The sequence below is a fragment of the Mesorhizobium cantuariense genome (assembly GCF_042647205.1).
Classification (GTDB): domain Bacteria; phylum Pseudomonadota; class Alphaproteobacteria; order Rhizobiales; family Rhizobiaceae; genus Mesorhizobium; species Mesorhizobium cantuariense.
In genome coordinates, this window is sequence record NZ_JBHRVD010000001.1 from 4,295,776 (window position 1) to 4,318,317 (window position 22,542).

General features: G+C 63.9%; 20 protein-coding genes and 1 pseudogene. 13 read left to right on the forward strand and 8 right to left on the reverse strand.

Annotated features, from left to right (window positions below; genetic code table 11):
• Positions 1 to 84: 84 nt before the first annotated feature.
• Positions 85 to 1,023, forward strand: a complete 939-nt coding sequence (locus ACFOJ9_RS20775; protein WP_378980852.1) for an NAD(P)-dependent oxidoreductase — start codon at positions 85 to 87, stop codon at positions 1,021 to 1,023.
• Positions 1,024 to 1,047: 24 nt separating this feature from the next.
• Here ACFOJ9_RS20775 and ACFOJ9_RS20780 read toward each other — a convergent pair whose 3' ends face one another.
• Complete coding sequence (locus ACFOJ9_RS20780; RefSeq protein ID WP_378980854.1) at positions 1,048 to 1,818, reverse strand: FadR/GntR family transcriptional regulator; 771 nt, start codon at positions 1,816 to 1,818, stop codon at positions 1,048 to 1,050.
• Between the two features lie 180 nt (positions 1,819 to 1,998).
• Positions 1,999 to 2,988 carry a sugar-binding protein gene (locus ACFOJ9_RS20785; protein ID WP_378980856.1) on the reverse strand — a complete coding sequence of 330 codons (990 nt, stop codon included), beginning with the start codon at positions 2,986 to 2,988 and terminating at the stop codon, positions 1,999 to 2,001.
• 448 nt (positions 2,989 to 3,436) lie between these two features.
• Here ACFOJ9_RS20785 and ACFOJ9_RS20790 point away from each other — a divergent pair, with 448 nt between their 5' ends.
• From ACFOJ9_RS20790 to ACFOJ9_RS20845, 12 genes are all read left to right on the forward strand, one after another.
• Positions 3,437 to 4,177, forward strand: coding sequence for an ATP-binding cassette domain-containing protein (locus ACFOJ9_RS20790; protein ID WP_378980858.1), 741 nt, complete (start codon positions 3,437 to 3,439; stop codon positions 4,175 to 4,177).
• A 42-nt stretch (positions 4,178 to 4,219) separates the two neighbouring features.
• Complete coding sequence (locus tag ACFOJ9_RS20795; RefSeq protein WP_378980860.1) at positions 4,220 to 5,218, forward strand: ABC transporter permease; 999 nt, start codon at positions 4,220 to 4,222, stop codon at positions 5,216 to 5,218.
• 13 nt (positions 5,219 to 5,231) lie between these two features.
• A complete protein-coding gene (locus tag ACFOJ9_RS20800) occupies positions 5,232 to 5,999 on the forward strand; it encodes an SDR family oxidoreductase (RefSeq protein ID WP_378980862.1) in 768 nt (255 codons plus the stop codon).
• Between the two features lie 368 nt (positions 6,000 to 6,367).
• Complete coding sequence (locus ACFOJ9_RS20805) at positions 6,368 to 7,195, forward strand: AraC family transcriptional regulator (protein WP_056590327.1); 828 nt, start codon at positions 6,368 to 6,370, stop codon at positions 7,193 to 7,195.
• 118 nt (positions 7,196 to 7,313) lie between these two features.
• Positions 7,314 to 7,757 carry an SRPBCC family protein gene (locus ACFOJ9_RS20810; RefSeq protein ID WP_378980864.1) on the forward strand — a complete coding sequence of 148 codons (444 nt, stop codon included), beginning with the start codon at positions 7,314 to 7,316 and terminating at the stop codon, positions 7,755 to 7,757.
• Positions 7,758 to 7,770: 13 nt separating this feature from the next.
• Entirely contained in the window at positions 7,771 to 8,565 is a 795-nt protein-coding gene (locus ACFOJ9_RS20815) for an FAD binding domain-containing protein (RefSeq protein WP_378980866.1), read from the forward strand.
• A 60-nt stretch (positions 8,566 to 8,625) separates the two neighbouring features.
• Entirely contained in the window at positions 8,626 to 9,108 is a 483-nt protein-coding gene (locus ACFOJ9_RS20820) for a (2Fe-2S)-binding protein (protein ID WP_378980868.1), read from the forward strand.
• A gap of 13 nt (positions 9,109 to 9,121) precedes the next feature.
• On the forward strand, positions 9,122 to 10,489 hold the full coding sequence (locus ACFOJ9_RS20825) for a xanthine dehydrogenase family protein molybdopterin-binding subunit (RefSeq protein ID WP_378980870.1): 1,368 nt from the start codon (positions 9,122 to 9,124) through the stop codon (positions 10,487 to 10,489).
• 1 nt (position 10,490) lies between these two features.
• A complete protein-coding gene (locus ACFOJ9_RS20830) occupies positions 10,491 to 11,495 on the forward strand; it encodes a xanthine dehydrogenase family protein molybdopterin-binding subunit (protein ID WP_015317098.1) in 1,005 nt (334 codons plus the stop codon).
• 8 nt (positions 11,496 to 11,503) lie between these two features.
• Positions 11,504 to 12,385, forward strand: coding sequence for an AAA family ATPase (locus ACFOJ9_RS20835; RefSeq protein WP_378980873.1), 882 nt, complete (start codon positions 11,504 to 11,506; stop codon positions 12,383 to 12,385).
• 200 nt (positions 12,386 to 12,585) lie between these two features.
• Entirely contained in the window at positions 12,586 to 13,722 is a 1,137-nt protein-coding gene (locus ACFOJ9_RS20840; protein WP_378980875.1) for a vWA domain-containing protein, read from the forward strand.
• Positions 13,722 to 14,609 (forward strand): amidohydrolase family protein, encoded by an 888-nt coding sequence (locus tag ACFOJ9_RS20845; RefSeq protein WP_378987918.1) that lies wholly within the window; start codon positions 13,722 to 13,724, stop codon positions 14,607 to 14,609. The genes ACFOJ9_RS20840 and ACFOJ9_RS20845 overlap by 1 nt, the downstream gene beginning before the upstream one ends.
• Before the next feature lie 80 nt (positions 14,610 to 14,689).
• On the opposite strand, the pseudogene ACFOJ9_RS20850 reads toward ACFOJ9_RS20845, so the two are convergent.
• The 6 genes and pseudogenes from ACFOJ9_RS20850 to ACFOJ9_RS20875 all read right to left on the reverse strand — a co-directional run bounded on the left by ACFOJ9_RS20850 (position 14,690) and on the right by ACFOJ9_RS20875 (position 22,490).
• Positions 14,690 to 15,819: pseudogene (locus ACFOJ9_RS20850) on the reverse strand (IS481 family transposase).
• A 113-nt stretch (positions 15,820 to 15,932) separates the two neighbouring features.
• A complete protein-coding gene (locus ACFOJ9_RS20855) occupies positions 15,933 to 16,340 on the reverse strand; it encodes a carboxymuconolactone decarboxylase family protein (RefSeq protein ID WP_378980877.1) in 408 nt (135 codons plus the stop codon).
• A 366-nt stretch (positions 16,341 to 16,706) separates the two neighbouring features.
• Positions 16,707 to 18,203, reverse strand: coding sequence for a sugar ABC transporter ATP-binding protein (locus tag ACFOJ9_RS20860; RefSeq protein ID WP_378980879.1), 1,497 nt, complete (start codon positions 18,201 to 18,203; stop codon positions 16,707 to 16,709).
• Entirely contained in the window at positions 18,203 to 19,258 is a 1,056-nt protein-coding gene (locus tag ACFOJ9_RS20865) for a hypothetical protein (RefSeq protein WP_378980881.1), read from the reverse strand. Before ACFOJ9_RS20865 ends, ACFOJ9_RS20860 begins: the two co-directional genes overlap by 1 nt.
• Positions 19,255 to 21,378: an ABC transporter permease gene (locus ACFOJ9_RS20870; RefSeq protein ID WP_378980883.1), complete on the reverse strand. Its 2,124-nt coding sequence runs from the start codon at positions 21,376 to 21,378 to the stop codon at positions 19,255 to 19,257. Before ACFOJ9_RS20870 ends, ACFOJ9_RS20865 begins: the two co-directional genes overlap by 4 nt.
• Before the next feature lie 83 nt (positions 21,379 to 21,461).
• Positions 21,462 to 22,490, reverse strand: coding sequence for a sugar ABC transporter substrate-binding protein (locus ACFOJ9_RS20875; RefSeq protein WP_352634053.1), 1,029 nt, complete (start codon positions 22,488 to 22,490; stop codon positions 21,462 to 21,464).
• Between the last annotated feature and the right edge of the window lie 52 nt (positions 22,491 to 22,542).

Sequence of the window (22,542 nt, forward strand, 5' to 3'; positions counted from 1 at the left end):
GTCAGACAATATCACCATCCGCAACCACCCTCGCCTGCAAAACGGCAGCGCCTGACATCAATCATTGCAACAGGACTTGAAGACATGAACACGACTGCCGCGAGCGAAAAGATCGGCTTCATCGGCCTTGGCCTGATGGGGCACGGGATCGCCAAGAACATCGTCGACAAGGGCTACAGCCTGACCTTTCTCGGCCGCAAGAACCGCAAGCCGGCGGAAGACTTGATTGGCCGCGGCGCCACTGAAGCATCGACCTCGCGCGATGTGGCGGCGGCATCGACAATCGTCTTCATCTGCGTCACCGGCTCACGCGAGGTCGAAGCCATCATTCGCGGCCCCGGCGGCCTCAAGGAGGGCTTGAAAAAGGGCTCGGTCGTCGTCGACTGCTCGACCTCCGATCCGGTCTCGACGGTGGCTCTGGCAGCGGAACTCAAGACGCTCGGCATCGATTTTGTCGACGCGCCGCTCAGCCGCACGCCGAAGGAAGCCTGGGAAGGCACGCTCGACGCCATGGTCGGCGCGCCGGACGCCCTCTTTGCCAGGGTGAAGCCGGTGATCGAAACCTGGGCCGGCCGCATCGTCCATATCGGCGGCACCGGCGACGGCCACCGCATGAAACTGCTCAACAATTTCATCTCGCTCGGCTACGCCGCGATCTATTCCGAGGCGCTGGCGCTGGCTGAGAAGGTCGGCATCTCGCCGCCGCGCTTCGACAGCGTCATCCGCAACGGCCGCATGGATTGCGGCTTCTACCAGACCTTCATGCGCTGGACGCTGGAGGGCGACCGCGACGCCCACAAATTCACCATTGCCAACGCCTTCAAGGACCTGACCTATCTGGAATCCATGGCCGGTGCGGCCGGCATCGCCAACCCGCTCGGCAACGCCACCAAGAACTCCTTCGCCGGCGCCCATGCCACCGGCCCGGCCGAGCAGTTCGTGCCAATGCTGGCCACTCATATCGGCAAGGTGAACGGCGTCGACCTGATGCCAATGAAGGATGGGAAGAAGCAGGCTATTTAACTGATTGCCAAACGCAGGCGCCGATCACCGCCTCCACCGCCCTATCCCATCGTCGGTGTTTTCAAGCAGCTTGTGCACGGCGTTGCGCGCGGCGGCTGGACGCTGCAGACGGATGTTCTTCTCGATCGCTTCATGCAGCTTCTGCGCCTGCCGCTGATCGCCAACCTGCTGCGTCGTGAACGCGAAGAGGTGGTCGAGCGCCGACTCGATCAGAACGCCGAGCGGCACCAGCAGGTCGTTGCCGGAGGCGCGCAGGATGGCGAGATGAAAGCGTGTGTCGGCGCGAATACGTTCCTGCAGGCTCAAAGCCTCGCCCATTTCGCGGCAGGCCTGGCTGATTTCCGCCATCTCCTCGTCGCTGCGCCGCATGGCGGCAAAGGCCGACGCTTCCGGCTCGATGATGTGGCGGAACTCCTGCACGGTGCGCAGGAAAGCCTCGCGGTCGGGCGCCGTCGCATACCAGGCCAGCACGTCGCGGTCGAGCAGGTTCCAGCGCTCCTTCGGCTCGACCCAGCTGCCTATCTTGGGGCGCGACGCCAACAGGCTTTTCGCCATCAGCATCTTGATGGCTTCGCGCACCGCCGAACGGCTGACGTTGAAGATCTCGGCCCATCTGGCCTCGTTGGGCAGGATGGTGCCGGGCGGATAGTCGCCACGCACGATCCGCAGACCAATCTCGCCAGCCAGCGAGACATGGACGCTCGCTCCCGCAAAGTGCGCTGCACCGGCCTTGCGCATGACGGCCGGAGGGCGGCTGGCCCGGTTGGTTCGCTTATTTGACTTCTCGTCCGGCATTCACGTTCCAATGCGTCGGCCGTCTGTCGTCCGGAACGGTCCGAATCCGCACGGCGCGCCGATCTCGTTGCCGAAAATCCAGACCACGGGCGCGTTAAAGCCGGAGCCCGTTGCCCCAGCCATTGCGTCCGTTCGGGAATTGACGGGGCGCCCGTTACGGAGCGCCCCGAAATCGAGAACCTACTTCTGGATGCAGGTGTCGACCGTGTCCTTGGTGCATTCGTCGAGGCCGGTGAACACCGGATCGGCGACGGGCTTGCCTTCGATGAGGTCGATCATCACCGACGGTGCCTTGTAGCCCATTTCGAATGGACGCTGACCGACAAGAGCAGTCACAAGACCGTCACGCGCGATCGCGACTTCGTCGCCGATCGTGTCGGCGGCGCCGATGACGAAGTCGTTGCTGGCGATCCGGTCCTTGAGCGGCCCGAACAGATCGCGATAGGGCTGCGGCGCGCCAAACAGCGGCCAGCCGCCCATGATGCCGAAGGCGTCGAGCTTGGGATTGGCGGCGAGGATGTCGGTCATCGCCTGCACGCCCTTGGCGCCATCGTCATTGGTGAACACCGGGCAGCCGGCGACTTCGGTCCAACCACCTTCACCGGCAAGTGCGGCAAGGCCTTCCTTGCCCGACAGTGCGTCACGCATGCCCTGCGCGCGGCGCAGGATGTTGTCGGCCGCAGGATTGCCCTCGATCGTGCAGATCGTGCCGCCATTCGGCTTGCCCTTCTTGATGTACTCGCCGATCTTCTTGCCCATCAGATAATTGTCGGTGCCAAGATAGGTCTTGCGAAGTCCTGCATCTTCCTTGCTGAGATCGGCATCGAGCGTCATGATCGGGATCGTCGGATTGGCGGTCTTGATCGTCTGCGCGATCAGCGGCGCGTTGGACGGCGAGATCGCCATCGCCACCGTGTCGGCCTTGCTCAGCATGTCCTGGACGATTTGCGCCTCGCCGGCTTCATCGGAAGTCGACGCCGGACCGGTGTAGAAGCATTCATATTCCGAGCTGGCGTTCTCCGAGTTCCATTTCTCGCAGCCCTGGTGGATGGCTTCGAAGAACGGATTGTCGAGACCTTTCACGACAATGACGAGCTGTTTCTTGGCCAAAGCCGGCCCGGCACCCAACGCCATGGCGGCGACGGCGGCGAGCAAAAGTGTTTTCCTCATGTCAGTCCTCCCTTGAAACAAACGGACACGGCGTGCCCGCCACACAGATCGACCGGATACGTGATGACCGAGGGTCGTTTCGCGAGCGCTCGTGTCGCCAAGACAGATCGATAAGCATTTCCAGATTCGGCTTCAGATCAGCTCACACACAGGTGTCGCCGGACCCTGGACCGTTGAACCCTCCGTCGATTCCGTCCGGCGAACCGCCAGCGGGCATCGGCATAATCTCCTCCGACGCTTAGGTAATATCGGCTTGCCGCCAACGTCAATGCTATTTGTCCTACAAAACGGATTTTTAAAATAGACCGGCGATTGACGCGCGCCGGCTTTTGCGTAAAAGAACGCTAACGCTGTCTCCGGGAGGAGCTGGGGAGAGCGAGGCCAAAGCAGCGTCGGCATTCACGCCGGGAACAGCGGCAGGCCGCAAAGCACGGGGAGGCAAAGGCTGGTGGCGGTTCTCGAACTCACCAACATCTCAAGGCATTTCGGCGCCATCCAGGCGGTCAACGACGTTTCGCTGTCGATCGAGCCCGGACAGGTGGTCGGCCTGATGGGCGACAACGGCGCCGGCAAGTCGACGCTGGTCAAGATGATCGCCGGCAATTTCCGCCCGAGCCATGGCACCATGCACATGGACGGCAAGGAATTGATCCTGCACAAGCCGGCGGAAGCCCGCCAGCACGGCATCGAGATCGTCCACCAGGACCTTGCGCTCTGCAACAATCTGACGGCCGCCGCCAATGTCTATCTCGGCCGCGAGCTGCGGCGTGGCGTCGGCCCGTTCCGCATCCTCGACTATGCGACGATGTACAAGCGGGCCGGCCAGCTCTTCGCCGAATTGAAGTCCGAGACGCGTCCGCGCGACCTCGTCAAGCAGATGTCGGGTGGCCAGCGCCAGGCGGTGGCGATTGCCCGCACCATGCTGTCGCAGGCCAAGATTGTGCTGATGGACGAACCGACGGCCGCGATCTCGGTGCGCCAGGTCGCCGAGGTGCTGAACCTGATCCGCCATTTGCGCGACCAGGGCATTGCCGTGGTGCTGATCAGCCACCGCATGCCCGACGTCTTCACAGTCGCCGATCGCGTCATCGTCATGCGGCGCGGCCGCAAGGTTGCCGACAAGACGATTGCGTCGAGTTCGCCCGAGGAAGTCACCGGGCTGATCACGGGCGCCATCGAACAGGTTTGATTTCAAGCGAATTCCACCACGCACAGCGGATGAAGGTCGACGATGGCACTGACAATTGACCAGCCGATCGAACAAAAGCAGCAATCCTTGCCGGCAAGACTGTTTGCCAGCCAGACCTTCTGGGTGGTGATCGCGGTTATCCTCGCCTGCGTGTTTCTGTCGTTTGCCACCGACGCGTTCGCCACGTCGAAGAACCTCTACAACATCACCCGCAACATCACCTTCGTCGCCATCATCGCGCTCGGCATGACCTTCGTCATCATCACCGGCGGCATCGACCTCTCGGTCGGCTCGGTGCTGTGCCTGTCATCGATGATTTTGGCTGTCACAATGCATGCCGGCTACTCGATTGAGGTCGGCATCCTGGCCTCGATCGCCACCGCGCTCGCCATTGGCGCCTTCAACGGCGTGCTGATCGCCTATCTCGGCTTTCCACCCTTTGTGGTGACGCTCGGCATGCTGTCGATCGCCCGCAGCCTGGCCATGGTCGCCTCCAACAACACCGTCGTCTTCCAGTTCGGGCCGGACCATGCCAAGCTTCTGTCATTGGGCGGCGGCGCCTGGGTGTTCGGCATCGCCAATCCGGTGCTTTACATGATCCTCTTGGCGCTGATCACCGGCTTCATACTGCGCTGGACCAAGTTCGGCCGCCACATCTTCGCCATTGGCGGCAATGAGCACGCGGCAACGCTGACCGGCGTTCCGGTGCGACAGATCAAGGTCGCCGTCTACATGATCTCGGCGCTGTCGGCGGGCATTGCCGGCATTATCCAGACCGGCTGGCTGGGCGCCGTCACCACCAATCTCGGCACCGGCATGGAGCTGCAGGTGATCGCCGCCACCGTCATCGGCGGCGCCAATCTGGCCGGCGGCGTCGGCACCGCCTTCGGCGCCATCGTCGGCGCGGCGCTGATCGAAGTGATCCGCAACAGCCTCGGCCTGCTCGGCATCAATGCCTTCTGGCAAGGCGTCTTCATCGGCGGCGCCATCCTGCTGGCGGTGCTGTTCGACCGCATCCGCAATTTCCGCCGCAGCGACTAGGCCGGGACAGTCTGTGACAAACTCCCTGTTCAGCCTTGATGGGCGGCTTGCGCTGATTACCGGTTCTGGCCAAGGCATAGGCTTCGCCTTGGCTCGCGGTCTTGCTGAACACGGCGCCAGCGTGGTGCTCAACGGCCGCGATGCCGCCAGGATCGGCAGTGCCGTCGAAAAGCTGCGCGCTGCCGGCTTCAAGGCCCATGCCTCGGTGTTCGACGTCACCGATTTTCCAGCGGTCAACGCCGATGTCGCCCGCATCGAGGCCGAGATCGGTGCCATCGACATCCTCGTCAACAATGCCGGCGTGCAGTTCCGCGCCCCGCTAGAGGATTTTCCCGAGGAGCAATGGGAGCGGCTGTTCAAGACCAATGTGTCGGGCGCCTTCCATGCCGGCAAGGCGGTCGCCCGCCATATGATCCCGCGCGGCAAGGGCAAGATCATCAACATCGGCTCGGTGCAGAGCGAACTGGCCAGGCCGAACATCGCGCCCTACACCGCCACCAAGGGCGCGATCAGGAACCTGACAAGGGGCATGTGCGCCGACTGGGCCAAACACGGCCTGCAGATCAATGCGATCGCGCCCGGCTATTTCCGCACCGAGATGAACCAGGCGCTGGTCGACAATCCGGAATTTTCCGCCTGGCTGGAAAAGCGCACGCCGGCCGGGCGCTGGGGCAATGTCGACGAGCTGATCGGCGCCGCGGTGTTTCTGGCGTCAAATGCCTCGTCCTTCGTCAACGGCCATACGCTGTATGTCGATGGTGGCATGACGGCCTCGGTTTGAGGCACTACCCTTTGCCTTCTCCCCCTATGGGAGAAGGTGGATCGGCGCGCAGCGCCGAGACGGATGAGGGGTGCTCCAGCGGAGTGAGACGCTGATGTTCCAGCGGAGTGAGGCGTCGGCGTTCCCTGGAACACCCCTCATCCGACCTCGCTTCGCGAGACCACCGCCCTGGGGCGAGCCACTGGTCTCGCCCCGTCCTTCGGACCCCACAAGGGAGAAGGGGAAACCTATCGCTCAGTCTGAAAATCCACCGGCATCGGCCCTCATCCACCCTCTCGGCAGCCCCGCGTCTTGACGCGGGCCCGAACTCGGCCGCACTATCCCCACTGCAGGCGAAGGGAGGCCAGTCGTCTGCGGGAGGAATACCCATGACGGAAGCGATCAGGCTCTACTGGGGCCGGTTCGGACATGTTTCTGTCCTGAATGTCGCAAGCGACTTCGTCACCCATGCCCATGTCGAGGCGCATCTGATCATCTGGCTGGAAGGCACGGCCGGCGAGATGACCATCGGCCGCGAGACCGTACGGCTTGGCCCCTGCACCGCCGCCGGCATCAATTCCTTCCAGCCACACAGCCACGTCCTGTCGCAGAACGGCACGCCGGGCCTGTTCCTCGCTTTCTACATCGATCCGGACTGGGCGCGACGCCGCCGCGACCTGCCTTCGTCCGCGCCGCTGTTTTCACAGGCCGCGATCACGCTGGAGCCCTGGCTGCACCAGGCCGCCGCCAATCTGCTCGACCACCTCAGCGACAATGAGAGCATCGACGATATCGCCAATTACGAGATCGAGCGTTTCATCGACTCAGTGCTCGATGCCGCCGACGCCTCGGCGCCGCAGGAGGCGCGTGTCCGCATCAACACCATGCAGGACTTCCGTGTCCGCAAGGCGATCCAGCTGATGAAGGCCAATGTCTGCGAGCGCATCTGCTTCGACGACGTGGCGCGCAGCGTCGGCCTGTCGCGGCCGCATTTCTTCGCGCTGTTCAAGGAACAGACGAATCTGACGCCCAACGTCTACTGGAACACGCTGCGCATGGAGGAAGCGGTGCGGCAGCTGCAATGGTCGCAGGAGCCGCTGATCTCGGTCGCCTGCAATCTCGGCTTCACCACGCAAGGCAATTTCTCGCGCTTCTTCCGCGACCATGTCGGCGTGCCGCCGACGCTCTACCGCGAGGCCGCGCGGGCGATCGCCTGAACCACCGCCCGCCACCCTTTTTCAGACGCATTGATACGCGCTCAAGACGCATTGATAAGCGCCGCCGAAATGGCCGCCCTACCCTTGCACCGGATCGTTTTTGCAAGGGAACATTTGAATGGCCAAAGTCACCATCTCCAGCGTCATCGACGCGCCGGTCGAAAAGGTCTGGGCGCGCATACGCGACTTCAATGGCCTGCCTGGCTGGCATCCGCGCATGGTGGAAAGCCACATTGAAGACGGCAAGGACGCCACCGAGATCGGCTGCGTGCGCAACTTCCAGCTCGCCAGCGGTGCCCGTATCCGTGAAAAACTGCTCGACTTCTCCGATCAGAATTTCCTCGTCAGCTACTCCATCCTGGAGACGCCGCAGCCGCTCACCAATCACAAGGCGACGCTGCAATTGCGGCGCGTCACCGATGGCGACCGCACCTATGCCGAATGGACCGCCAGCTTCGACGCCGCGCCCGGGGAAGCTGACAAGCTGGCCGAGGGCATGGGCGCCAATGTCTTCCAGGGCGGCTTCAATGCCCTGAAAAGCCATTTCGCCGGTCAGAGCTGACAGGAGCCAGGCCATGGCGCTAGCACTGCAGACTTTTGCAACGGTGAAGGACGCCAACGCGGCACTGAAAGCCGCAGGCACACGCTATCTCGGTGGCGGCACGCTCGTGGTCCGCGCGGCCAATGAAGGCGATGTTTCGGTTTCCGGCCTAATCCGCTCGACCGAGCCGTCTCTGTCCACCATCGCTGTTGCCGACGGCAAGGTTCGCATCGGCGCTTCGGTGACCATGGCGGCGATTGCCCGCCATCCGGACCTCGGCGCGCTTGCCAAGGCCGCCCGCGCCGTCGGTGGCCCGGCGATCCGCAACATGGCGACCGTCGGCGGCAATCTGTTCGCCCCGGCTCCCTATGGCGATTTCGCCGTTGCCCTGCTGGCGCTCGACGCCATTGTCGGTACCGATAACGGCGAAACGCCGGTCGTGACCTTCTTGGCCGAGCGGGACGGCAGCCGCGCTATCGTCACTTCCGTAAGCTTCACGCTTCCGAAGGCCGACAGTTTCCGCTTCCTGAAAGTGTCCAGGGTGAAGCCGAAGGGCGTCTCGGTGCTCAGCATCGCCGCTGTGCTCCAACAGGCGCCGGACGGCACCGTGTCTTCGGCGCGGATCGCGCTCGGCTGTATGGCCGACCGGCCAATGCGCGCCAGCGCGGCGGAAAAGGCGCTGATCGGCAGAAAGCTCACCAAGGACGGCATCGCGCCGGCACTGGCGGCGGCAGGTGACGGCATCGCGCCGATCACGGATCCTATCGCCAGCGCCTGGTATCGCGCTGAAGTGCTGCCGGTCCATCTCGGGCGGTTGCTGCTCGCATAATATTTCGTTCGGGGGCGCGCGTCTGTCCGATGGTTCGGGCAGGCGCGCTGGGAGGAAAAAATGGCAAAGGTTCCGGTTCAATTCACGCTCAACGGTTCTGAAAAGGCCGAATTCATCGACAGCGGCACGACGTTGCTGCACGCCTTGCGCGACAAGATCGGCGACACCTCGCCGAAAGGCGGTTGCCATCAAGGCACCTGCGGCGCTTGCTCGGTCATCGTCGACGGCGAACTCCGGCTCTCCTGCCTGACCTTGGCCGAGACCTGCGATGGCGCCTTCATCAGCACCACGTCAGGACTTTCCGAGGCTGGCGTGCTGCATCCCTTGCAGCGCGCCTTCCTCGACACCTTCGCCACGCAATGCGGCTTCTGCACGCCGGGCATGATCATGGCAGCCAAGGTGCTGCTCGACCACACGCCCAACCCCAGCCGCGACGAGGTGGTCGAGGCGCTGTCGGGCAACATCTGCCGCTGCACCGGCTACGAGCCGATCATCCAGGCGGTGCTGACCGCCGCGCGGTCCAACTCTCAGAACGCGGCTTGAGGGAACAAAAACAATGGAACTGCGCAAGAGCTACTTCGCCGATGTCCGCAAGGACGATCTGCACGAGATCGGCCAGCCACGGCCGCGTTCGGATTCGCCCGGCCATGTCACCGGCAAGACCGCCTTTTTCGCCGACCGCAATTTCCCCGGCATGCTGCATCTGAAGATGGTGCGCAGCCCGCATCACCATGCCCGCATCCGCTCGATCGACACATCGGAGGCGGAAAAGCATCCGGGCGTTGTCAGAGTGCTGACCGCCAAGGATGTGCCGCACAATGTCTACACCATCCTGATCCTGATCCAGATCGGGCCGGAGGACGAGACGGTGCTGGCCGACGGCAAGGTGCGCTGGAAGGGCGAGGCCGTGGTGGCGGTGCTGGCCGAGACCGAGCGCGCGGCACAAGAGGCCGCCGCCAAGGTCAAGGTCGACTATGAGGTGCTGCCGGCCGTCTTCGACATGGAGGAGGCGCTGAAGCCCGGCGCGCCGCTGGTCAACGAATATCACGGCCAGAACTATTATCTCTATGACAGCGGCGAGTGCCGCAAGGTGCGTTTCGGCGACGTCGAGGCGGGTTTCGCCGGCGCCGACCACGTGCTGGAGCAGAGCTACCAGTCCTCGCCGATCGAACACGCGCCGACCGAGACCACCGGCTGCGTGGTAGCGCCCGAGGGCAATGACCGCTTCACCTGCTACACCAACACGCAGGCCATGTTCTTCACCCTCGACAACACCTCGATCATCCTGCAGATGCCCGGCAGCAAATTGCATTTCGTCGGCGGCACCGTCGGCGGCGGCTTTGGCGGCAAGGTCGACGTCATCGTCGAGCCGATCGCCATCCTCGGCGCAAAATTAACAGGACGACCGGTCTGTTTTATCTACAGCCGCGAGGAGGAGATGCAGATATCGTCACCTCGCGCCGCCGAAAAGGTCGTCATCAAGGACGGCGTCATGAAGGACGGCCGCATCATCGCCCGCAAGGTGACCGGCTACACCGACGCCGGCGCATATTCGCGCCACTCGCCCTATGGCGCGCAGAAGGGCGCCGGGCATTATCCCGGCCCCTATACGGTCCCCAATGTCTGGATCGACACATACTGCGTCTACACCAACCGCACGCCCTCCTCCGCCATGCGCGGCTTCGGCGTCACCATAGGTGACTTCGCGCTGGAGGTGCAGATGGACAAGCTGGCGCGGCTGATCGGCATGGATCCGCTCGAATTCCGCTTCATCAACGCCTATCGCGACGGCGACATGAAGGCGCATCGCCAACCGACCGAGGGTGCCGCGCTGATCGAATGCATGCAGGAAGCCTCGCGTGCCGCCAACTGGCCGGTGGCGGAAAAGTACATGGCGATGTCCTCCTACGTGAAGGGAGCTTGAGATGGCGATCAGGCGTGGACGCGGCGTCGCCGCGATCAACTATCCCACAGGCATGAACCTCGGCGGCGACCCGACCCAGGCGCTGGTGCATTCGACGCCGACCGGCAATTTCATGGTGACGCTGTCATCGGTCGATCTCGGCCAGGGCATGAAGCAGATCATGGCGCAGATCTGCGCCGAAACGATCGGCGTGCCGACCGACCGCGTCGTCGTCGACACCGCCGACACGGATACCGGGCCGCACTGCATGGGCACGTTTGCCTCGCGCGGCACGCACCGCGCCGGCAACGCCGTCATCCAGGCGGCCAGGGAAGCGCGCCAGGTGATGCTGGAAGTGGCCGCCGAGGAGCTGGAGGTGAATGCCTCCGACCTCGAGACCGACGGCCAGGGCAACATCCTGGTCAAGGGGGCGCCGCAAAGGTCGATCTCGATCTTCGACGTCGCGCTGTCGGCGCATTTCAAGCGCGGCCGCTCGATCTCCGGCCGCGGCATGTTCCTGATCCCGCGCTCCTATCCCGAGAAGGAGACCGGCGCGATGAAGCCGTCGACCTGCTACGCGCATGCCTGCACCGTGGCCGAGGTCGAGGTCGATGACGAGACCGGCGAGGTCACCGTGTTGACGGTGAAAAACGTCTTCGAGATCGGCCGCGCACTGAACCCGAAAATGGTCGAGCAGCAGCTGGTCGGCGGCTCTTGGATGGGGATCAGCCACGCGCTCTATGAGACGACCGAGCCCTACTATCCCAACCGCGACCATGGCGGCACCGACTTCAACCAGTATCTGATGCCCGGCCCCGGCGATCTCGCCGAGACCGAGATCATCGTGCTGGAGCGTCCCTCGGCCGACGGCCCCTATGGCGCCAAGGGACCCGGCGAGATGTGCGCCAACCCGCAAATCCCCGCCGTCGCCAATGCCGTCTTCGACGCGGTGGGCGTGCGCATCGACACGCTGCCGATCACGCCGGAGCGCATTTTGCGCGCGCTGAAGGCGCAAGCGGCAAACTGAGGGCTGGGATGAACGAGACAAGCGCCGAGACTGTCGCGACCTCGCCGGAGGCGGTGGCGCAGCATCTGGCCGCCTCGCGCTATCTTGCCGATGAAAGCCTGTCGACGGCAGTCTTCCTGGCGATCCGGCTTGGCAAGCCGCTGCTGCTCGAAGGCGCGCCGGGCGTCGGCAAGACGGAAGCGGCGAAGGCAATCGCGCAACTGCTCGGCCGCGATCTGGTGCGGCTGCAATGCTATGAGGGCATCGACGCCGCGCATGCGCTCTACGAATGGAATTATCAGCGTCAGCTGCTGGCCATTCGCCATGCCGGCGAGCATGAGATCGACATCTATGACGATCGCTTCCTGATCGCCCGGCCGCTGCTGCAGGTGCTGAAAGCGCCCGAGCAGCGCGTGCTGCTGGTCGATGAAATCGACCGTTCGGATCACGAATTCGAAGCGCTGCTGCTGGAATTCCTCTCCGACTTCCAGATCAGCATTCCCGAGCGCGGCACCATCCGCGCCACGACACAGCCGATCGTCATCCTGACCTCGAACCGCACCCGCGAACTCGCCGAGGCGTTGCGCCGGCGCTGCGTCTACCACTGGATCGGCTATCCCGACGCCGAGCGGGAGGCCGCCATCATCATGCTGCGCGCCGGCAATGTCGCTGAAACCACCGCACGCGCGGTGGCTGCAGCCGTACAGATCATCCGCGCTCGCCCGCTCGCCAAGCCACCCGGCATCGCCGAGGCGGTCGAATGGGCCAATGCCGCCACCATTCTGGAAAAAGGCGGCAGCCCGTGGCCTGAAGCCTTCCGCCGCGCCATCGGCGTGCTGATCAAGGACGAGGAAGACATGTCCTACATCGCGCCGGAGCTTGGCCGCATCGTCGAGGAGGCGCTGGCGTGACGCGCCGACGCATTCCGCAAGGCTGGCGGGACAGCGCCCCCCTCTGTCCTGCCGGACATCTCCCCCTCAAGGAGGGAGATCAGCTGTCATCCCCGCTTTCGCTAATCTCTAAGGTCTCCGAACGGAGCGAAGCGCTGAAGCTGCCAATCTCCCCCCTTGAGGGGGGAGATGTCCGGCCGGACAGAGGGGGGCACCACGCAATGATGCGGGAAACAAGCTTGCCTCGCGCCGCCGCGCCCTTCCTCGCCTTCGGCCGTCTGCTGCGCCGCTACGGCTTTGCCATAGCGCCCGAGCAGGTCTCCGGCTTCATGCAAGCGGTGACCCTGCTCGGCCCCCGCTCGATGGCCGACATCCGCGAGGCGGCCCTTGCCACGCTGGCGCCCCCGCCCGACCGTCGCGACGAATTCGAGGCGCATTTCCAGAGCCATTTCTATGGCAACACATCGGCCATGGTCGAAGGCGACGCCGACGAGGAAACCCGCATCAAGGACGATGGCGGCGCCGACGACGAACGGATCAACGCCGAGCAGCGGCAAGAAGGCGGCGAACTCTCTTCCGGCGCCGAGCAATTGAGCACCCGCGATTTCCGGCGCGACGACGATGGCTTAACGACCTTCCGCCGCAAGCTCGCTTCCGCCTTACCCGCCCGCCGCTCCTTCCGCACCGTGCGCACCCATTCACGCGGCAAGCTCGACCTGCGCCGGTCGCTGCGGGAAATCGTCAGCGCCGATGGCGACGTCCCTTCGCCACTGCAGCGCCGCCGCCAGACCGTCCCGCGCAAGCTGCTTCTGCTGATCGACGTTTCCGGCTCGATGAAGCTGCACACAGCGGATTATCTCAAGCTGGCGCACGCCGCTGTGCAAGGCGCGGATCGTGCTGAAATATTCACCTTCGGCACGCGCCTGACCCGCATCACATCAGCGCTGCGCATCCGCGACCGCGACCAGGCATTGGCCCGCGCCGCGGCCCAGGTCGACGACTGGGACGGCGGCACCCGCATGGGACCGACACTGCTGGCTTTCCTCTCGGTACCGCGCTTTTCCGCTTTTGCACGCGGTGCCGGGATCGTCATTCTGTCCGACGCGCTGGAGCGCGGCGATCATGGCGAGTTGGAGACGGCGATGCGGCGGCTGAGCGCCCGCGCTTTCCGGCTGTCGCTGGCCACACCTTTGGCCGGTGACCCCCGCTTCCGGCCGGCGACGGCGGCACTTCGCGCCATCCTGCCTGTGCTCGACGATCTCGTCGACGGCTCATCGCTTGCCGGCCTCACCGATTTCATCCTGTCGCTCGCCCGCCCTGCCCCGGCGGCGGCGACAATCTGGAAAAGGGTTTCATGATGCAGAAAGTCATCGACGCGCATTTCCACATCTGGCGCCAGAAGGACCAGCCCTGGCTGGTCGGCCCGATGGTGCCGCGCATCTTCGGCCCCTACGAGCCGATACGGCGCGACTACCCGATCGAGGAGTTTCTCGAGGACCAGCAGGGCGCCGGCGTCGAGAAGGCCGTCTATGTCCAGACCAACTGGGCCAAGGAGGATTTCGAGAAGGAAGTCGCCTTCCTGCAGAAGACCGCTGACGAGACCGGCTGGCCGCATGCCATCGTCGGCTATACCGACATGACCGTCGACGATATCAGGCCCCAGATCGATCGCTTGAAAAAGTATCCGCTGCTACGCGGCGTGCGCATGCAGCTGCACTGGCACGAAACACCGGCCTTCCGTTTCGCCGCTTCGGCCGACCAGGTCATCGACCCGAAGGTACGCGCTAACGTTGCGCGGCTCAAGGATTATGGCCTGTCCTTCGATCTGCAGCTCTTCCCCGCCCAGATGAAGGACGGCCTGACGCTGGTCGGCGAAAACCCCGAAACGAACTTCATCCTCACCCACGCCGGCATGCTGACCGGCATGGAACCGGAAACCACCGAAGCCTGGAAGGAGGGCCTGCGCACGCTGTCGGCGGCGCCCAATTTCTACGCCAAGCTGTCCGGCCTCGGCACTTTCGTCCACCGCAACGACCCGGCGCTGATCGCCTATATCGTCGACAACGCGATCGACATCTTGGGCGCCGACCATCTGATGTTCGGCTCGAACTTTCCGATCGAGAAACTGTGGGCCAGCCATGCCAAACTGATCAAGGCGCACCGGGATGCGGTGGCGAAGCACGGTGCGGCGGCGGAGGCGGATATTTTCTGGAACACGGCGGAGAAGGTTTACCGGCCGGTGTGAGAGCGCTCCCCTTCTCCACCTTGTTTGGACTGGGGACATCGCGAACAGGTGTGCGAGGACATCGCGAACAGTTTTGCATCCTATCGAGCAAGGGCATTGAGGTCGATGGTTTCTATTTTCTGATGTCTGAACCAGGCGTCGAAGACGCCGTCTGTGGCGGTGGGACGGAAGGCGACGGACTTTCCTGCGAAGGCTCTGCACAATCGTATGGAACGGCCGAGCACGGAGACGAAGCCATGCTGCTGAACGCGGCGGATGAGATCGCCCTTGGCATATTCGAACGGCTCGACAGTTTCGCGATACTGGCGCAGCGAGGCTCGGTAGCGGTCGAGCGGCACACCGCCGTCCAGGGCGTCGTGGGACGCTGCGCGTTGTAGACATGGCGCCACTGGTCGAATGCGTCCTGGGCCTTGGCGAGATCGGCGAAAGGCGGTCCCTGCATCGCCTCGGCCTTGAGCGAGCGGTGGAAGCGCTCGTCCTTGCCGAGCGTCTGCGGGTGGCAAGGCCTGGAGTGGCTGACGGCGATGCCGGTTTCGACCAGCCAGACGGTGAGCAGCGTGAAGTTGTTGCGGCCGCCATCGCCCCAAGGCGGGCCATTGTCGGTGGCGATACGCCACGGCAGGCCGTAGCGGCGGAAAGCGGCGATCAGCCGGGCCTTTACGGTTTCGGTGGTCTGATCGGCGCAGGCCGACAGCGCGACCGAGAAGCGCGAATGGTCATCAAGCACGGTGAGCGGATGCAGTCGACCGGCTCGCAAGGCGACGTGACCCTTGAAGTCCATCTGCCACAGATCGTTGGGAGCTTCGTGCTCGAAGCGGATGAAAGGCTGCGCTCCGCCGCCCAGCGCCCCCAGCGCGATGCCGTTGCGGCGCAGGATGCCGGTCACCGTCGAGGCCGCCGGCGTGCCGACGCCCTCGCGAGCGAGCACACGCGCGATCTTGCGCCCACCCCAAGCCGGATGCGCCATACGCACGGAAAGGGCTGCCGCTTCCACCTCCGGCGCACTGCGCGCCGGGCTCGATTGCGGCCGCCGAGACTGCTCGACCAGCCCGACCTCGCCCTCGATCCGGTAGCGCGAAAGCAACTTGTGGCCGCACGTCCGGCCGATACCGAAGCGCTGGCACAGAAGGCTCACATTCGCCCCCTCTACCGACGCCAGCCTCACAAATTCCAGCTTCTGCTTCATCGCGCTTCTGTCCTCGAATGGCATCCCGAACCCCCTCGCGCAAAAGGCGTAAAACTGTTCGCGATGTCCTCGCACACCTGTTCGCGATGTCCCCAGTCCAAACACACCTGCGGGAGAAGGGAAGAGCGCGCCTACCCTCACTTCACCTCGAATTGCGGATCGACCGGGATCTGCATAGCCGTCACCATATGGTTGGTCTGGCCGGCGAGCCCGATGATCGACACCAGCTCGCCATGCTGCGCATCGGTCATGCCTTTCGCCCGCGCTGCCGCCGTGTGCGAGTGGACGCAGTAGGAGCAGCCATTGGCGGTCGACACCGCGATGTAGACCATCTCCTTGGTCAGCGGGTCGATGGCGCTGTCCGCCACCATCACCACCTTCAACTGTTCCCAGATCCGTTTCAGCGCCGGAGGATCATTGGCCAGACCGCGCCAGAAATTGTTGACGAAATCCGATTTGCGCGTCGCGCGGATGTCGTCGAACACGGCTTTCACGGCGGGGATCTTTTCGACATCGGCGTCGCTGAGGAGTCTTGTGGTGGCCATGGCATTTTTCCTTCGTTTGGATCGTCGTGGGATAGCTGAATCAAGTCCTGAGCAACTGGAGCTAACCGCTATGCATGATTCAGTTTTTGATACGGTTGACTGACAACCACGGAGGTTGGCGAGACCCCTCACCTTCGTCATCCCTGGGCGAAGCAGGAGCGAAGCTCCGTCGCGCAGACCCTGGGATCCATTCCGTGACCTTAGCCGTAGAATGCAGCGGAGCAGAATTCTGAACCGCGGCAGCGCTACAGAGTCCCGGCATGGATCCTTGGGTCTGCGCCGCGTCGCTACGCTCCTTGCTTCGCCCGTGGATGACGAAGGGATGGGCGTTCCGGCCAATTGTCTGAGTACGCACCGCCCAGAAACCTAATGCACCGCCGCGTACATGATCTTCTCCTCCGTGGCCTCCGCCGGCGAAAACTCCTCGACTATGCGACCCTGGCGGCAGACCAGGATGCGATCGGACAGGTTCATGATCTCCGGCAGGTAGGACGAGATGACCACGACGGCCAAGCCCTCATCGGCCAGCCGGTTGATGATCTGGTGGATCTCGGCGATCGCGCCGACATCGACGCCGCGCGTCGGTTCGTCGAAGATGACGATGCGCGGCTTCTGCACCAGCCCCTTGCCGATCACCACCTTTTGCTGGTTGCCGCCGGACAGCTCGACGACACGCGCATTGTCGTTGATCGCCTTGATGTTCAGCGTCTTCGTCCACTCGGCCGACAGCGCGCGCATCTCCTGCGCGTTGATCACCCAGGCCTTTTCGCGGCCTGCCGCCAAGAGCCCGCCGAACAGGTTCTCGGCAATGCCCATCGTCTCGAAAATGCCTTCGCTCTTGCGGTCCTCGGTGACATAGACGATGCCGTCGGCCACCGCTTCGCTCGGCACGAGATAGCGCACCGGCCTGTCATCGAGTTCGATTGCGCCACCGCGCAGGAAATCGCGCTTGTAGATGCCGGCGACGATCTTGAAGGTCTCGGTGCGGCCCGAACCAATCAGCCCGAACACGCCGGTGATCTGGCCCTCGAAGATCGAGAAGGAATTGTTGCGCACGACATTGCTCATCGAAATGTCCTGCACCGACAGCACCTTCCGGCCCGCCTTGCGCAGCTTGGCCTCGTCACGCTGCCGGTAGATCTGCCCCGACAAAGTACGCCCGACCATGGCGGCGACGATCCGGTCGCGGTCGAAGGCCGACGTGTCGTCGGTGATGACCAGTTCGCCGTCGCGCAGGATGGTGATGCGGTCGGCAATATCGAGCGCTTCTTCCAGCGCATGGCTGATGAAAACGATCGAAACGCCGCTCGCCTTCAGCCGGCGGATCAGCGCGAAGAAATGGCGCTTCTCCTCCGGCGTCAGCGTCGCCGTCGGCTCGTCGAAGATGATGATCTCGGCATTGTGGTGAACGGCGCGCGCGATCTCGACCATCTGCCGCTTGGCGGCACCCAGCGTTGCCACCATGGCGTTGGGGTCGACCGGAAAGTTGAGCGATTGCAGGAATTGCTGCGCCGAAATGTAGGTACCGCGCAGCCGGTTGAGGAACTTTTCGGTGCCGAGATAGAGGTTCTGCGCCACCGTCATCGACGGCACCAGGCTGGTCTCCTGGAACACCATGGCGATGCCGGCTTCAAGGGCGGCATGCGGCGAGGCGTAGGCGATCTCCCGGCCCTTGTGGAACATCTTGCCTGAGGTGGCGTCGACGACGCCGGCGATGATCTTGGTCAGCGTCGATTTTCCCGCGCCGTTTTCGCCAAGCAGCGCATGGATCTCGCCCTTGCGCAGCTCAAAGGTGACATTCTTCACCGCGGGCACGCCGCGATAAGTCTTGGTGACATTGTCCAGGCGAACGATAGGTTCCATCAAAAACCTCCCGACGCAAGGTCGATGGCCAGCACGCGGTCGCCACCCCTGGAGGCGATGAACAGAAGGCCGTCCTTCTCGGCTACGCTGCAGATGCCGTGGCGCGTGCCGTTGGCGCGGCTGTGCAGGCTGAATTGCGGCTGCATCTTCTGGTCGAGCCTGACCACCAGCCCGTAGGAGCGGCTCGGCGACCACGGCTTGTGGATGCCCATGGTGCGGATGCCGCCGCATTGCAGCGGCTCGAGGAAGCTGCGGCTGGACGCCAGTGCCGGCGCGATCCAGTAGGCCGGCGGCACTTGGCTCAGCATGTCCTGGCGGTAGTGTGTTTCCTGCAGCACGAATTCGATGAGCCGGTTGCGCGGCGCAAACAAGGCCAGCCAGGCGCCACCATCGGCGGACGGCGACAGCCGCGCGGGATAGCCGGGCAGATGCGCAAGAACCGTCGAGCGGCTGCCCGTCGCGCCATCGAAGCGGACGAGCTGATGGCGCCAGCTTTCGCTGACCAGCACATCCCGCCCAACGGGATGAAGACCGTAGGGAAATGCGATATCGCCAGCGATCTTCTGGAAGCGGATCTCGGCAGGTCCGCATCTCCATAGCGAACCGGAGGCACCCTTCCTCATCAGGTCGGCGGCCCATTGCGACGGCGCATGCTCGGCCGAACCATTGGCTAGCCACAGGGTCCCGTCGTCCGCATAGGCAAGTGCGGTGATACAGCGGATTTCTGCCGGCAGCGAAACCTCCTCGCCTGCAATCAGCAGCTTGCCACTTTCCAAAGCCACCGTTAGTTCACCCGACTGCACCAGCGCCAGCGCCGTGACCGGAGACGGAAAGGTCTCGACCACGGCAGGCTCCGCGCCGGCTTTGATCGCGTAGATGACGTTGCCGCTGGAAGCGAGCAGCCGGCCATCGGCAACCAGCAAATTGTCTGGCTCGGCCAGGCTGGTGAGAGCCGGCGCATCGTCCAGCCGCGTGTTGGGGCGGAAAGCGCCGTCGAGCGGCGGAATGGTCACCGCCTTGCCGCGAAACAGGTCGAGAACAGGATCGAGGATCATGGCTTTGCTCCCCAATAGGAAGCGGGACTGGTCCAGTTCGGGTCGGCACCTGAAATCTTGTAGCGGCCGATGCGGTTGTTGAGGATGCCGCCGACGAACAGATATCCCTTGTGCTCCCGCATCGAGGTGACCATCGGGTGCGCGCCACCCGTGAGATCGGCCATCGCCTCGACGATGCCGCCCTTTTCTGTGAATTTCACCACGCCGCCGGTGTTGATGTTGGGGAACAGCCATTCGTCCTGCGGCAGCCGCCGCGTCATGCGCTTGCGCATGTCGGGATGGCGCAGCGACAGGTCGAAGCTCGGCGTGCGCATGCCGAGCCACGCCATCCAGTAATTGCCGTCCGAGGCGCGGTTGATGTTGTCGGGATAGCCCGGCATGTCGCGGATGACGCATTCGGCGGTGCCGGCCTTCGGCCCTTCCAGCCAGTAGCGATGCACGCGGCAGGCCCAGCTTTCGGCGAAGAACAGCGACTTGCCGTCATGCGCCATGCACACGCCATTGGTGTAGCGGTAGCCGTCGAGCAATGTCGTCGTCGAGCCGTCCTTCGGGTCGTAGACCAGCAGCCGGCCGGTGGCGCGATTTTCGATCGAGTCCAGCGCCCAGTCATGCGCGTCATAGCGCTTGGTCGAGTCGGTGAAATAGATGCGGCCATCGGGTGCGATGTCGCAGTCGTTCGGGTCACGCAGGCGCGCATCGTCGACGATCGAGGTCCACGAGCGCGACGTTTCCGCCGACAGGCGTTTGACCTCTCGATCCGGCGAGACCGAATAGAGTCCCATGGCGCCGACGCAGCTGATCAGATTGCCCGATTTGTCGAAGGCAAGTCCAAGCGGAAAACCGCCGATGTGGGCGAAGACCTCCGATCTGACATAGTCCGGCGCGAAGAAACGGACGATCTCGCCATGGCGCGTGCCGCAATAGAGATTGTCGTCGCGGTCGAGGATGACGTCTTCCGGCCCCTCCAGCTCGCCAAGCCCGATATGGTCAGCGGCCGACAGCCTGTTGTCCAGCTCGTAGGGCGTGCCCGAGCCGGGTGCGGCCGACTGCGTCTCGCCCATCTTGAGATAGACCGGCGCGACATAGACCTCGTTCAGCACCTTGTGGCGGTTCTTCAGCCAGCGGATGTCGATGGTCACCGCCACCGCCAGCATGATGCCAAGCACCATCTGGTTGGTGCCGGTGCCGTAGCCAAGCCGAATGAGGCCGTTGGTCATGGTCAGCACGATGATGGCGCCCATCAGCCCCTTGATCACCGAGCCACGGCCGCCGCCGAGGCTGACACCGCCGACCACCGCCGCCGTCAGCGCCATGATCTCGAGATTGAGGCCGGTGCCCGGCCCTGCCCCGCTCAGGCGGCAGGCGATGAGAAAACCGCCGATCGAGGCGCAGAAGCCGGAGAAGACATAGGTCATGAACACCGTGCGGCGCACGCGGATGCCGGCATTGTGCGCCGAGCGCCTGGAGCCGCCGACCGCCAGCACATGCCAGCCCGGCCGCGAGCGGGTCAGCGCGATATGGGTGATGATGGCCAGGATGATCGCCAGCCACACCGAGACCGAGAGACCCCAGAAGGTGCTGTCGCCGATGAAGTCGAGCACATCCGATGTGGCGGTCGAGAGCTGCACATCGGCGGCATAGGTGGTGACCAGAATGTCGAACAGCGCCCGCCCGAAGATGAAGGTGACCAGCGTGGTGAGAAAGGCGCGCAGCCTGAGATAGCCGACGAGGTAGCCGTTGATGGCGCCGAAGATGAGACCCGTTGCGAGCGACGCGGCCAGCGCCAGCCAGATCGACTGTTCGAGGATGAAGAAGACATAGACGGCGGAAAAGCAGGACAGTGCGAAGATCGAGCCGACCGACAGGTCGATGCCGCCGCCCAGCATCACCACCGTCATGCCGGTGACCACCATCGAGAACTCGCCGAGCTGGCGGGTCGATTCCTGCAGCGCGGTCAGCTTGAAGAAGCCGGGAATGACCGAGCCGAAGGTTGCCAGCGTCGCCACCAGCGCCAGGAACGGAATGGCGTTGTCGGTCCAGCGTTTCGTCAGGATCTCGCCGACGACATGGTCGGGCACGAGATTGTAGCGCCAGGACTGGAGGCGTTCGCGAAAGGACATCGGCTGCTGCTATTCCATGAGGGAACAAGGTGACCGGATCCTTCCGGCCACCTCGTTGATACTTCAGTCGAAAAAGTGCGGCCTTACTTTGCCGCTGCCGCTTGTGCCTGAAGCGCCTTCAGGTCCCAGCAGCTGTCGGGCTTGAGGTCGGCCTTGGTCGTCGCCTTCTCCAGCGTGTAGATGTAGGTGTGCGAGGTGCCGGCCGGCTGGCCGCTCTGCAGCAGGAACTTGATGATGGCGTTCATGTCGCCCGACTGGCGGGCAAGATCGGTCATCACCACGGCGCCATAGGTACCGTCCTGCAGCTTGTCGCAGTCGGCCGCCTTCTCGCCGCCGCCGGTGGTGACCAGGAACACCTTGCCGTCAAGCTTGGCGTCGCGGATCGCGGCGGATGCGCCGGTGGCGTCACCATCCCAGAAATCGATGATCGAGCAGATGTCGGGATTCTGCTGCAGCATCGTCGTCGTCACGTTGCGCGAGGTCGTCGCATCCCAGTTGGAGTCGGGCTTGGCCACGACTTTGAAGTCGGGATGTTTGTCCAGCACCTTCATGATGCCGGCATACTGGTAAAGGCTGGAAGAGTTGGCCTGGTCGCCCTGTACAAGGCCGATCTTCTTCGACGAGTTCTCGCCGCAGCCCTTGATCGCCGCTTCGGCCTCGAGCTGGCCAAGCCGGTCCCAGTCGCTGCCGATAAAGGCATCAGCCGGGAAGTTGGCGGGATTGTCGACCAGGATGACATAGGTGCCGGCGGCCTGCGCCTTCTTCATCAGTTTGGAATAGGAGTTGAGGTCCGGTGCATGGATGATCAGCACGTCCGGCCTGGTGTCCGACGAGATGGCGTCGGTGATCGCCTGCGCACCGGCATCGACCACCCAGTTCGGGTCGCGCGTCTCGAACACGCCACCCCATGCCTCGACCTCGGTCTTCAGATAGTGCGCCCAGCCCTGCGCCAGGTCGAAGCCCATCGCCAGCGGCACCAGCATCACACGCTTGCCCTTGAGCGCCTGCGCGTAAGCCGCCGGACCCGGATCGTCGGCGGCGAAGGTTGGCGCCACGAAGGCGGTGACGGCGAGCGCTGTGGCGGCAGCCATCAATGTCCTGATGAATTTCATGTCAGATCCTCTCGTTTCGATTTTCATTGCCGGCCGATCGGGATGGATCGGA